Origin of the sequence: Bacillus sp. DX4.1, assembly GCF_030348195.1 — a bacterium.
GTDB lineage: Bacteria > Bacillota > Bacilli > Bacillales > Bacillaceae_G > Bacillus_A.
In genome coordinates this window covers 2273298-2285953 of record NZ_JAUCFT010000008.1, presented here as the reverse complement: position 1 = coordinate 2285953, position 12656 = coordinate 2273298, and the positions used below count along the sequence as shown (strand labels likewise).

Sequence of the window (12656 nt, the reverse complement as noted above, 5' to 3'; positions counted from 1 at the left end):
GTTTTATTCCTCCTTATTAGATATGAATGAAAGATTATCTCTTTCTGTCTCTATTATATCCAATGGTCAAAAAAAGTCAAAGTTTTTGTTTTATGTTTTGATGATGTATTTTTTTCCACTATAAATCCAATATGGTATGTGAAATTTTAAAAATTTACAGAACTGTTCCCTCTTCAAAGTGCTAAAAAATCTAATTATCTGAAGGAATGCCTTTACATATATATTCTCGAATACATAATTTGGAACTTTAGTATGTCTAAGTTTTAGAGATTACTTGCATCAATTTTAAAGTTTTTGCACCAGAACCTTCCTTTCAACTAATTTTGGGTACCTATTTGGATAAAACACCACGTAACATTACAAGGGTTACGTGGTATGCAAACTATGATATATTAAATTTTCACTGATTGTTCTTCTTGATAGATAATTTCACCATCAATAATAGTTGTTTCTACTTTTAAATCTTTAATTTGGTTTGGGTTGACACTTAAAATGCTGTCATTTAATATAACTAAATCCGCCAACTTTCCGACCTCTATGCTTCCTTTTATCTCTTCTTCAAAACTCGCATAAGCGCCATTCCAGGTGTATAGTTTAATAGCTTCCATTACGCTTATAGATTGATTAGCACCAAACTCCATTCCAGACTGGCTTTTTCTATTGACAGCAACATGAATTCCTAATAAAGGATTATAGTCAGTAACTGGCGCGTCCGATCCACCTGCTGCCATGATGCCACGATCAATAAAATCACGAACAGCGTACATGTGATTAACACGATCACCATAGTGTTGGACATATATCTCTCCGAATTCATATGGAAATGGAGGATTTGGAATAGGAACCACCTCGAGTTTTTTCATTCTCTCTTGTAAATCTGGTGAAGAAATTCCCGCGTGCTCAATCCGATGACGGTGGTTTTTTCTTGGTGATTCCTCCAACGCCTTTTCTACACAATTTAAATACATTTCAATGGCTTTATCACCTTGTGCATGTACAGTGATTTGATAGCCTTTTTTATGTGCTTCACCTAAAACCTGGTAGATTTCTTCCTCACTATAATAAAGAATGCCATAATTGTTAGAGTCACTGGAGTACGACTCACGGGTTGCAATTGTAGGCCCGGTGCTACTTCCATCTGTAAACAATTTAGCTGGTCCAACTTTGAATCTCTCATCTCCGGTACCAGTTACCACACCAGCTTCGACCATTTTATTAACAAATTCATGGGAGTTATTTAACTGACATATCATTGCATATATTCGGACACGAATATCCTTACTCTTCACAGCTTGTTGCAGTAAACGGTAACTCTCAGGGCCATATCCACCTGCCTCATGTATACTTGTTATGCCCGCTGCAACGAAATGATCTGATGCAATTTTCACAGCCTTCATCAGTTCACTTTCTGTATAACTTGCAACCTCGCTCATCCCCATATTTGCTGTCTCAATTAACTTTCCTGTAAGCCTTCCTGCCTGATTCTTTTCAATAACTCCCCCATTAGAATCCGGTGTGTTCTCGTTAATTTGCGCAATTTCTAATGCTTTGCTGTTCACCACGCTTATATGGCTGCAAGTACGGGATACAATAATGGGGTGTTCAACTGAAATTTCATCCAGCTCAGCGATTGTTGGATAACGCTTTTCCTTCACAGCGGTTTCATTAAAGCCCCAAGCACGTATCCATTCACCTTTAGGAGTTTCTAAGGCTTTCTTTTTCAAGTCATCTAACAAAGCCTCGATAGAATCAATATGTTCAGCTTTACAACTTACCGCCAACTGATTCACCCCATGAGAAATGAGGTGAATATGAGAATCAATGAATCCAGGAAGAAGCGTTTTTCCTTGCAGGTCAATTACATCCGTTTTTTCTCCTATAAAACTCTTAACCTCCTGATTTGAACCAACAACTGCGATACGATTATCTTTTATTGCTACAGCTTCGACTACTGTATTCTTTTGGTCTACTGTAATAACTTCTCCATTTATCAATACAACATCAGCTTTCATAAACTCAGCCCTTTCGGAATTACTCTTTTAGAGTGATTAGTTCAGTATTTAAAGCTATATCTCTCGATATGCTATTCCGCTTTTTAACAAGATTTATCAATAATTAGTTAAAGTTGAGATAAACATTCTTTTATTGTTTTAACAATAAAAGTAAAGTCTTCTTCTGTGATGCTTAATGGAGGAGCAAGCTGCAAAATATTATTGTAACCTGCAACAGTGTCACCATTTTTACCAATAATTAGACCTTTTTCTTTACAAGCATTGATGACTTTGTTCACCTTTTCAATGGCAGCCGGTTCTTTTATTTGCTTATCTTCCACTAGTTCAATACCTAAAAGAAGGCCTTTTCCGCGAACATCTCCTACGTTTGGATGCTCTTTTACATCCACTAGTTCATATAACAGTCGTTCACCCAATTCTTTGGAACGTTCAATGAGTTTCTCATTCTCCATAATTTCCAAATTCTTCAAAGCCAGGGCGCAAGCAGCAGGATTTCCTCCGAACGTATTCACATGGCGGAAGCGATCATAATCTTCACTGCCTATGTATGCCTCATAAACCTCTCGTCTGACTGCTGTTGCTGACAAAGGAAGATACGCACTTGTAATACCTTTTGCCATTGTAATGATATCTGGTTTGACGCCATAGTTCATAAATCCAAACGGCTTCCCTGTCCGGCCAAATCCACATATAACTTCATCACAAATGAGCAACGCACCGTGCTTCTCGCAAATTTCTTTTACTTTTGCCATATATCCATCAGGAGGCATTAAAATTCCGCCCCCGGTAATAATCGGCTCCATAATCACGCCGGCTACTGTTTGGCTTAACTCCCATGTCATGACACGATCGATTTCATCAGCACTTGCCAGTGTATGAACATCATCTGGATTGCGATACGTATCAGGCGGTGCTACATGCAGAAATCCTTGCCCCAATGGTTCATATTTGTACTTTCGTTGTGCTTGACCTGTTGCTGCAAGAGCCCCCATTGAATTACCGTGGTAAGCGCGATAGCGTGAAATAAACTTATAGCGTCCATGATCACCTTTTTGCTGATGATATTGACGAGCAATTTTAAACGCTGTTTCATTCGCTTCCGATCCACTGTTAGAAAAGAAAATGACGTATTCGTCACCAAGCCATTCATTCAGTTTTTCTGCTAATTTAATGGCAGGAACATGACTTTGTGTCAGAGGGAAGTACGGCATTTCTTCAAGCTGTTCAAAAGCCGCTCTTGCAAGCTCTTTTCGACCATACCCAACATTCACGCACCAAAGACCGGACATACCGTCTAAATAACGGTTTCCATCAATATCCGTCACCCATGCACCTTCTGCTTTTGTGATAATTAAATTCGTTGGACTAGGGGCTGCTCCTCTCATTGCATGCCAAAGGTACTTTTCATCTACTTTTTTCAAATCTTGTGTTTGTTCTGTCGCTTTCACAATCACCAACTCCATTCTATCCTTTTATAATTTCACATTCTCATTATCAAGAATGCCATTAACGACGTCATGTGCACCATGCACAACATTTCGTCAACATTACTTGAGAGAACAATGTCGGCTTTTTGCTTCATTAGGCTTTATCTCCATTTCGCTTTACTATTCTGAATTTCTTATCCATTAAATACGCAGGAGCAGTCATCTGCTTAGCATTTGCCCACTCCCCATTTCACATTATTTCAGATTGATCTCATGGTTCATTTTATAATTCTTTTTCAAAAATACTGGACAATCCCATTCACAGACAAGGTCCTTAGCCAAGGAAACGACCCAGTCCTTTGTAATATGATACTTTTTTCCATCAGCAGTAATAAACACTTCACCGTCTGTCACATAGAAAACTTCCTGTTCTTCTAGATGCCACGTTCCTTTATCCGGTTCGCCTACCCATGGTTCCCACGTGTCAACACCTAGTTGTTGTGCTTCTTCTGCTGTAATTTTTTTCGCAAAAAACATGATGATCCTCTCTCTTTCTTATTGGTAATTTTGAAGGAATAGGTTCTATAAACGTACTGTCTTAACATTTGTATCTTTTAAACGTTTGAGCTCTTTTTTCATAAAGTATATGGCAATGAGAACGCCTGGAAGTTCTGCAGCAGGACCTGCGTACCATATACCTTCTACACCCCAAAATTTCGGGAAAATAAATAGAAACGGTAACATGAACAACAGTATTTTGCTAACACTAATAAACGTTGCGGACCAGTTTCTCTCTTGTGATTCGAAATAACCGGAGATAAGCAAGCTGACTGCATTAAGCGTAAACAAAGAATTGAATACAACTGTCGTCCAAATGCCCAGTTTCTGCAATTCAGGATTACCACCGGAAAAAAATGACACAATTGGATCTGCAAAAATGATTAGTATGGCTGTCACAATCACAAAGAAGGCAACCGTAAAAATGAGTCCCATCTTAATTGCTTGTTTAACACGATCAAGGTTGCCCGCACCGTAATTATAACTAATGATCGGTTGAAGTCCTGTCATCCCACCGAGCGCTGCTAAGGCGAGCAGATTTGTAATGTAACCGTTTTGAATCGTGTAAGCGGCAACGTGCAGACCACCACCGTAGCTTTGCAGTAAGTTGTTGAAAAAAATAATTGCAATAAACATCATGAACTGACTCGAGAAAGATGCAAAGCCCGTCCAAGCCACTTCACCGATCGTCTTGAGATTAATCATCATATCTTTCATTTTTGGCTTAAGTTTTGTTTTACCAAACCAGAAATAAAAGATTAGGAAAACAGGGATCGATTGCGAAATCGTATTGGCCCATGAGGAACCCATCATCCCCATGTCATACTTCGTTACCATAATCCATTCTATAATCCCAGCAACAACTGCTGCGACTAACCAACTGTTCATTGATAATACAGGTTTTTCATCGATATTGGTTAAAATGCTTAATACAACAGCCAATATCGTTAATGGCAATGAAATCCATAGCAGACGGCTATATTGTACCGCATATGGAAGCGCTTCATCACTTGCTCCGAATAAGGTCATAATATTATTTTCAAAGACCACTCCAAGTACAGCTAACAAAATGGAGAGGAAAAGAGTAAACCATAAAGTTTGTCCCATAATACCTCTAGCTTCTTCGATCTTCCCTTTTCCAAGTCGAAGTGAAATGACCGCTCCGGCTCCCACACCCAAAAGAATGCCAAGCATACGGGTAATAACCATGACCGTAAATCCAATTCCGATTCCTTCGATTTCCAGCTCCTGAAAGCCACTGACGAAATACCCATCGACAACCGCTACAATTCCTAGAATCACGTTAGCCATAATTCCAGCCAAAGCAAACCGTAAATATAGTAACGGAATACTTTTGGTTCCCAGCACTGAATCATACGCCGGCTTATTCATTACTTCTAGTTGCTCTATCTTCGATGACGGACGGTTGTCTGCTATTTTCATGAGCATGTCCCCCTATAAATAATTTATATAGCAAGTTAAGCTCAATTAATTCGCATACCAACCTACAGGCTTGGCATGCTGGTGGATATTGATTTGCTTCGTTTCCATAAAGTGCTCCAGCCCAACAGCACCTAACGCTCTGCCGATTCCACTTTGCTTATATCCTCCCCAAGGACCTTCAACATAAGCGAGATGATAACTATTAATCCAAGTAATTCCCGCACGCAATTTACTAATGACACGTTTTGCTCGATCCATATCTTCAGTAAATACAGCACCGGCTAATCCATAAATGGAATCATTCGCTTTTTGGATGGCATCTTCCTCATCTATAAATTTCTGTACAACAAGGACTGGACCAAAAATCTCTTCCTTAACAATACACATATCCTCATTTACATCAGCAAAGATCGTTGGCGCAATAAAAAATCCTCGATCAAGCCCATTTTCTGTTAAGCGCTTACCACCACAAACTAATTTTGCACCTTCTTCGATTCCGCTCTTGATGTAATGTAAAACTTCATTCATATGAGGCTCGTTTGTGAGGGCTCCCATTTCAATGTTCTCGCTTTCCCCGTTGCCAACTACAATTTTGCTCGCACGCTCGGCCAATCTTTCAACAAACTTATCGTAAATGGTCTCTTGTACAAGCAAACGAGATGCAGCTGAACAAACTTGCCCAGCATTGTGGAAAATACCAAACATCGCATTCTCGACTGCAGTTTCAAAATCCACATCGTCGAACACAATAAGTGGAGATTTACCACCCAGTTCAAGTGTGATTTTTTTCATATTGCCCGCAGCTGCGCGCATAATGCTTTGACCTGTTTTTGTTCCACCGGTAAAGGCAATTTTGTCAACATCATGGCTCTCGGCAAGCTCATTCCCAACCTTTGAGCCAGGTCCCAATACCAAGTTTGCCACTCCGTCCGGAAGTCCAACCTCTTCGATAATTTCAAATAATTTGAATACGCTTACAGGAGTGACATCAGCAGGCTTAATTACAATTGTATTCCCTGCGGCGAGTGCAGGAGCAATTTGCCAAACGGCTAACATAAGCGGGAAGTTCCAAGGTACAATAAGTCCACAAACACCAATCGGTTCATGAATAATAATTGTTTCCGAAGAATCAGCACGAGTGTAAGATTCCTTTTTCATACCTTTGATCAAGTCAGCATAATAGCGGAAGCATTGAATCGATACCGGAATATCCACATAGGCGGTTGCACGAATAACCTTACCGTTATTTGCAGTTTCCAAACGTGCAATTTCAGCTGTCTTCTCCTCAAGATGGTCTGCAATCTTATATAGATAGTCAGCTCTTTCATCAGCCGATAAATTCGACCAGATCCCGCTGTCAAACGCTTTACGAGCCGCCTTGATTGCTACCTTCGCATCGTCTGCTGATCCATAAGCAGACGTTGCAATCACCTCTCCGGTTGCAGGATTGATAATGTTTCGTCTAGCACCGGATAACGCTTCTACCCATTTCCCGTCAATGAACATGTTAATTTTCATAAACAACTCTCCTTTACGCAATAATATCTAACAGTTTGAAACCAATATGTGCTAGATTGACCAGCATCGTTTTCTGATTATAGAACGGGAATGATTTGAGGCGTTCCTTTTCAAATCGATATCCACCTGCACTCCCCGTAACGATCCATTGTGCCAATAACTTACCAAACAATGTCGAGAGAGACGCGCCGTGGCCCGTATAACCCGTTGCGAAATATGCGCCTTCTTTGGATCTGCCGATAACCGGGAACGTATCAATTGTAACCCCGATAAATCCACCCCAACGGAAATCAATCTTGCTTCCTGCTAGTTTTGGCATTATTTTAACCATGGCATCGTAAACACTTTGATAAACAGCATCGCCTAAGTTTGGACGAACATCGCCACCGCCAAATACGATCCGATTATCTGGTGTACGTCGGAAATAGTAAAGGAAACTGCTTGTATCAAAAACCATGCGATCTTTAGGAATGACGGTACTCACCAGTGATTCTGGAAGCTGTTCAGTAGCAATAATACGTGCCGAAATTGGCAGTACGCCTTTGTTTAGTTCATTCATGATTTTTCCAGAGTAACCATCTGTAGCCACAATAATGTCTTTCGCAGTAACAGCACCTTTTTCTGTTACAACTTTCACACTGTTTCGACCGTACTCAATAGATAGTGCTTTCGAATGCTCAAAGATTTTTGCACCAATCGATTTAGCTGCTTCTCCCAAACCAATTGCATAGTTCAGTGGCTGGAACGAGTAACTCGAGTTGTCGACTAAGCAGCCATAATAATGTGGAGAATCGATCTCTTGATGCAACTGACTTCGATCAAGCACGCTTGATTCGTATCCGAAATTTTCGTTTAAGTATTCGCTTTCATGTTTCAGTCCTTCAAAATGCTTGGCTTTGTAAGCCGCCACAATGTGACCTGTCTTTCTAAAGTTACAGTTGATTTGATGCTCGTCGATGATGTTTTTAACCAGTTCAACACTAAGCAGAGAAAGATTGTTAAGCTGTCTCGCCTCGTCGGCACCATACTTTTTGGCAAGCTCCTGCATCGTTGGCTTATAGCCTGGCAATACCATTCCTCCGTTACGACCGCTTGCGCCATATCCGATTGTTTCTTGCTCAAGGACAATGACACTCTTCCCTAATTTTTGCAAATGATATGCAGAAGAAAGACCTGTGAAACCTGCGCCAATAATGACAACATCCGCCTCTTCATTTCCTTCAAGAAGTTTTCCTTTTTCATAGCTCGTTGCAGTCGCTGTCCACAGTGAGAGAGTATCCATTCGATCCATCTTATCCATAGCTAATCCTTCTCCTTTTGTGACATGTATGTTACAATACAGTCACAATTATTCGAAATATTCACACTTCTTAAGTCCATCATATGACGTGGAGTTTCCTCCAGGTCAATAGCAATTTGAGAGTTTTTTGAATTCATTTTTGTGAAAAAAGTGGAGTAACTCCACTTTTTTCGTTGGGGGGCATCTATGAAAATTGGTACATTTGCAAAGCTTTTTCATGTTACGACTGATACCGTTCGTTATTACATTGAACTGGGATTATTAATACCAGACAAAAAAAACACCCAGTATCAAATGAACCAATTGTGCCTCGACGACATGGCTTTTATTACTGAGCTGAAAAAACTTCATTTTTCACTGCTAGAAATTCAACAAATTTTATCGTATCAGCGTGTCACAAACTTCTCGGACCATGAGGATATCGACTACTACAACAACTTGCTCATTGATAAAAAGAACCAGCTGACCAACAAAAAAGAAGACATATCAAAAGCTATCCAATTGATTGAAAAAGCGGTTCAAACCAGTTCGCCTTCATCCAAAGAAGAGAATCTTACAGGGATCCCACTTTCCTTTGTAAATCTGCTCTATTGTCCGAAGTGCCACATTCCACTTGAAATGAAAGATGTAACGATTAAAAAAGTCTACATTCAAACGGGGAGTTTAACTTGTACTTGTGGATACGAGGCAGCTATCGAGGAAGGTATTATCATTACCGCGAACTTGTACGAGACGTCTCCTTATCCATCTTATTTTTACGATAAAGAAACGATTAAAGAGATCAATCCCAAAATGATTAACTTATTTGAAAAAAGTAATTTTTGGTTTCAAAAAGTTCTACAAAATGTAGATATGAAAAACAAATTAATCGTGGAAACAAACGTTGACGCTTTTGTGTCACTACCCAAATATATCGATGTTCTTGAAACGAGCGCGTCCTATGTATTCAGTGGCTATTCGCTTGCGATGCTCAAGAAGGTTAGAAAAAGAATTGAGCGTATGAATCCGAAGCCAAACGTCCTTTATATTTTGAATTCTGATTTAAATCTGCCATTGAAACCGCTTAGCATCGATATTTTTGTGGATAGTTTTACAGCAACTGATTTTTCACTGCTCAATCCGCAGTTTCCAATTCATGTTCTAAAAAACTATTTCCATAGCAGTTCAACAATTGTCGGCGGGTACTCCTATTATGATAGCTCGGCCAAATCCTTGAAAAATATTTCAGCCTTATATCCAAATTCCCACGAGCATATTTTATATCCAAAATACTTAGAAGAAAATTTATCAGTCAACGGATTTCAAATCACGCAAAGTGAAAATATCGGTTACTGTACAGATCCAGGACCTTATTTTGATTATCATGTAATAGACGAAAAATTCCACATGCTAATGTATTTGGCTAGTACGAAAAAATAGCACACAAAAAGAGGCTGTCCGAAAAGTAGGCTAGTTCACGGATGAGACAGCTCCCTTGTAGCTAAAATCATGGTTAATCTGAAAAATGGTAGCGCAGGCATAAGCACCCGCGCTACCATTTTCGATTTAATCTATTTGCTATTACTTAAGCAAATTATGGGCAAGTGAAATATCGCAATAACATAGTGGAACAAGATCATCGGTTTATTAAAAAGCGAGTTCGTTCGATGTTAGGATTGAAATCCTTTCGCACAGCTACATTCATTATTTCTGGAATAGAAGCTATGTATATGGTAAAAATCATCCCAAAATTGAGTTGGTTCACGCAATAATGAATCTAACATATCTTCATAACTACTAATTATTTCTTTCACAATAACCCCAATGCAACACTTTAAAATCATGAATTGTTCCTTAGAAAGAGTCAAGTCAAGTCATTTCTTCTCATCTGATAATCCATAGACCCGTTTATTGAAAAGATCATTTTATAACAATTATCATAGCGCCAGATACTCTCTTTCTTTTTATCATTAGTAGATAATAGTACCCCAGTCGAACGCTCAATTAGTCATGTATAATCCCAATGACCTTTCCAATTGTAATAAAAGTAAAACACCATAAAAAAGCACCAATCGCAGCAAACGTAATATATGTTTTAAATTCCATTTTGCCGATTCCCGCAAAGTAACAGGTTACATGTCTGAAGCCGGGAATGAAGTACCCAAAAATAAGTGAATACGACCCATATTTCTTCATCCACCTTTCTACTTTCATCACTCTCTTTTCTTTCAATCCAATCCATTTTCCATATTTGTCTATTAAAGGACGACCCGCTTTTCTTCCAATCAGATAACTGATCATCATCCCTATAAGCGCTCCTGCAAAACTAATAAAAATAGCAAGTTCATAATTCAGCACATGAATATTTGTAAAATACCCGACAATTGTCATTATGACTTCATCGGGTATCGGCAATCCAACAATTCCAAGAACCAACATTAAAAAAATCGCTGGATACCCATAACATGCAATTAATTCCTGAATTATTTCCATCTTCTCACCCCTAAATTTTCAACCATAAGTCTTTTAAAAAGTATTTAAGTAAACGATAATGCTAGGTACAACTTTTCGAGGTAGAGAACTATCTAACTCCACAAAAAAGCTACTTTGAATAATCACAGGAACAATTTTATTTTTTGATTGTTTCGAAGGCTTCCCGTACTTTTCTAATTATCCCACTAAGTTTTCTGCCAATTGTTTTTCTTTCCATACGACTGTAATACCGAGGCCAATGATCATAATAACAGCAGCGAAAAGATAAGGATAGTGGACATTTACGTCAAATAGTATTCCGCCCATCGTTTTTCCTGATAAATGCATGATATTCATAAAAGATGGCATAACGGGGATGATGAGACCAATTCCGAGAAATGCAATGAATATATTACTTAGGAGAATAATTAATATCGACTTTTGTTCTTTTATTGTTTTCTTCATGTATCAACACTCCTTCATTGATGTGAAATACCTCTCCAAAATACTGTCCAAGGGGCTTCTAATTTTTTCACATAGAATGGATTCCAAATTAATTTGTGTTTTGTACAAATAAAGTGAAACTTTAATCAGTGGGGATTTTCTTCCCCTGCTGATTATTAGCCCTCATCAATCCCACATTAACAGGCAGTATTACTACCTGTTAATGTGGAATAAACGTTTCAATTGTTTACGGAAACGAACACCTAACGTAATGGCTGCAATTACAATAACTCCAAAAACGATTTTCCCGATGTGTTGCCCCATCATACTAAAAACATCAGGCAATCCCCCTCCTAACCAGTAACCACCAATTAAGAAGAACGATACCCAAAACAAAGCACCAGAATAAATTAGTATTGCAAAACGGCGAAATGATAAATTGACTATTCCTACAAAATATCCAGTAAAATGACGTACACCTGGAATGAAGAACCCAATAAAAAGCAGGAAGTATCCATATTTATCAAACCACATTTTCGTTAAATCGATTTTTCTCTGTGTTAAAAACACATACTTTCCATACTTTTGTACAAACGGCATACCAAGTTTATTACCTAGAAAGTACTGAATCGTCATCCCAACACTTGTCCCAATAAACGATAGTATAATTAATATCGGTAAGTTTAGGTCTCCTGCATGTGCTAAATACCCTGCATAAACTAATGTTGGCTCCCCTGGAAATGGAAGAGCAATATATTCTAACAGTAATCCAATTAATACAACGTAGTATCCATATTGTTGAAATAATTCATAAATCCATTCCATGTCATTTCTCCTTCTCTCTTTTCCTGAAAACACAAATATGGATGCACTATACATCGGAAGGTATATCGGATCATCTAATATTTTTTGCTGTAAAATCACACTTTGCATTTTTTCTTCTTGTAAAGAACTTGCAGCTTGTTCTACTTTCTTATCACTTACAAGGGGAAGTAGAAAGCGTGTTGGGATAAGTAAGAATACAGCAAAAAGGGCCAATGCTAAGAGCATTGGTCCAAAGATTCCTTTTTCATCGTAGGTCTTCCAATTTCTTAACAATCATATTTGGTGTTGCCCATTCATCACAGTCGAAATTAAAAATCAATACTTCAATATCTAAACCCTCTTGGAATCCCACTAATAAAGATACTGTACTGAAAGAATCAAGGATACCTTCTTCAAATAATTGTACATCTGGTTTTTCTTTTACAGTATTGTTTTCACATACTTCTTCTAAAATATCTAATACTTGATCTTTAAATTCAGCCATTTTTAAAATCTCCTTTATATCCAGCGATTTATAGTTCAAAAAATTAAAATGGATATATATTATTATAAATGGCTTATTATGATAATACTGTCTCCTCTAAGGGGAGAGTCAACAAGAAAGTAATTTAAAAATTAAGAGTTGCATTGAATTGGATTTATTTCATGATTTCTTTAATACAGAATCCTATCGTTGTC

General features: G+C 38.3%; 10 protein-coding genes and 3 pseudogenes. 2 read left to right on the top strand and 11 right to left on the bottom strand.

Going from position 1 to position 12656, the window contains the following annotated elements; genetic code table 11:
• Positions 1 to 392: 392 nt before the first annotated feature.
• The 6 genes from QUF99_RS14550 to QUF99_RS14525 form a co-directional block, all read right to left on the bottom strand.
• Positions 393 to 2012 (bottom strand): amidohydrolase, encoded by a 1620-nt coding sequence (locus tag QUF99_RS14550; protein WP_289370937.1) that lies wholly within the window; start codon positions 2010 to 2012, stop codon positions 393 to 395.
• 107 nt (positions 2013 to 2119) lie between these two features.
• Positions 2120 to 3475, bottom strand: a complete 1356-nt coding sequence (locus QUF99_RS14545) for an aspartate aminotransferase family protein (RefSeq protein WP_289370935.1) — start codon at positions 3473 to 3475, stop codon at positions 2120 to 2122.
• Positions 3476 to 3694: 219 nt separating this feature from the next.
• Positions 3695 to 3976 (bottom strand): cupin domain-containing protein, encoded by a 282-nt coding sequence (locus QUF99_RS14540; protein ID WP_289370934.1) that lies wholly within the window; start codon positions 3974 to 3976, stop codon positions 3695 to 3697.
• 45 nt (positions 3977 to 4021) lie between these two features.
• Positions 4022 to 5440 carry an MATE family efflux transporter gene (locus tag QUF99_RS14535; protein ID WP_289370932.1) on the bottom strand — a complete coding sequence of 473 codons (1419 nt, stop codon included), beginning with the start codon at positions 5438 to 5440 and terminating at the stop codon, positions 4022 to 4024.
• 45 nt (positions 5441 to 5485) lie between these two features.
• Positions 5486 to 6958, bottom strand: a complete 1473-nt coding sequence (locus QUF99_RS14530; RefSeq protein WP_289370931.1) for an aldehyde dehydrogenase family protein — start codon at positions 6956 to 6958, stop codon at positions 5486 to 5488.
• Between the two features lie 13 nt (positions 6959 to 6971).
• Entirely contained in the window at positions 6972 to 8258 is a 1287-nt protein-coding gene (locus QUF99_RS14525; protein WP_289370929.1) for an NAD(P)/FAD-dependent oxidoreductase, read from the bottom strand.
• 186 nt (positions 8259 to 8444) lie between these two features.
• On the opposite strand from QUF99_RS14525, the gene QUF99_RS14520 reads away from it, so the two are divergent.
• Both QUF99_RS14520 and QUF99_RS14515 read left to right on the top strand, forming a co-directional pair.
• Positions 8445 to 9677: a MerR family transcriptional regulator gene (locus tag QUF99_RS14520; protein ID WP_289370927.1), complete on the top strand. Its 1233-nt coding sequence runs from the start codon at positions 8445 to 8447 to the stop codon at positions 9675 to 9677.
• A gap of 161 nt (positions 9678 to 9838) precedes the next feature.
• Positions 9839 to 10009: pseudogene (locus tag QUF99_RS14515) on the top strand (DDE-type integrase/transposase/recombinase); the annotation flags it as partial.
• On the opposite strand, the pseudogene QUF99_RS14510 reads toward QUF99_RS14515, so the two are convergent.
• The 5 genes and pseudogenes from QUF99_RS14510 to dltC form a co-directional block, all read right to left on the bottom strand.
• Positions 9971 to 10051: pseudogene (locus QUF99_RS14510) on the bottom strand (SAM-dependent methyltransferase); the annotation flags it as partial. The pseudogenes QUF99_RS14515 and QUF99_RS14510 sit on opposite strands and share 39 nt — an antisense overlap.
• Positions 10052 to 10241: 190 nt before the next feature.
• Positions 10242 to 10730 carry a DedA family protein gene (locus QUF99_RS14505; protein ID WP_289370926.1) on the bottom strand — a complete coding sequence of 163 codons (489 nt, stop codon included), beginning with the start codon at positions 10728 to 10730 and terminating at the stop codon, positions 10242 to 10244.
• A 300-nt stretch (positions 10731 to 11030) separates the two neighbouring features.
• A pseudogene (locus QUF99_RS14500) lies at positions 11031 to 11174 on the bottom strand (MFS transporter); the annotation flags it as partial.
• Positions 11175 to 11366: 192 nt separating this feature from the next.
• Positions 11367 to 11978 (bottom strand): DedA family protein, encoded by a 612-nt coding sequence (locus QUF99_RS14495; RefSeq protein ID WP_289374650.1) that lies wholly within the window; start codon positions 11976 to 11978, stop codon positions 11367 to 11369.
• Positions 11979 to 12222: 244 nt separating this feature from the next.
• Positions 12223 to 12462: a D-alanine--poly(phosphoribitol) ligase subunit DltC gene (gene dltC / locus QUF99_RS14490; RefSeq protein WP_289370925.1), complete on the bottom strand. Its 240-nt coding sequence runs from the start codon at positions 12460 to 12462 to the stop codon at positions 12223 to 12225.
• Positions 12463 to 12656: the final 194 nt, after the last annotated feature.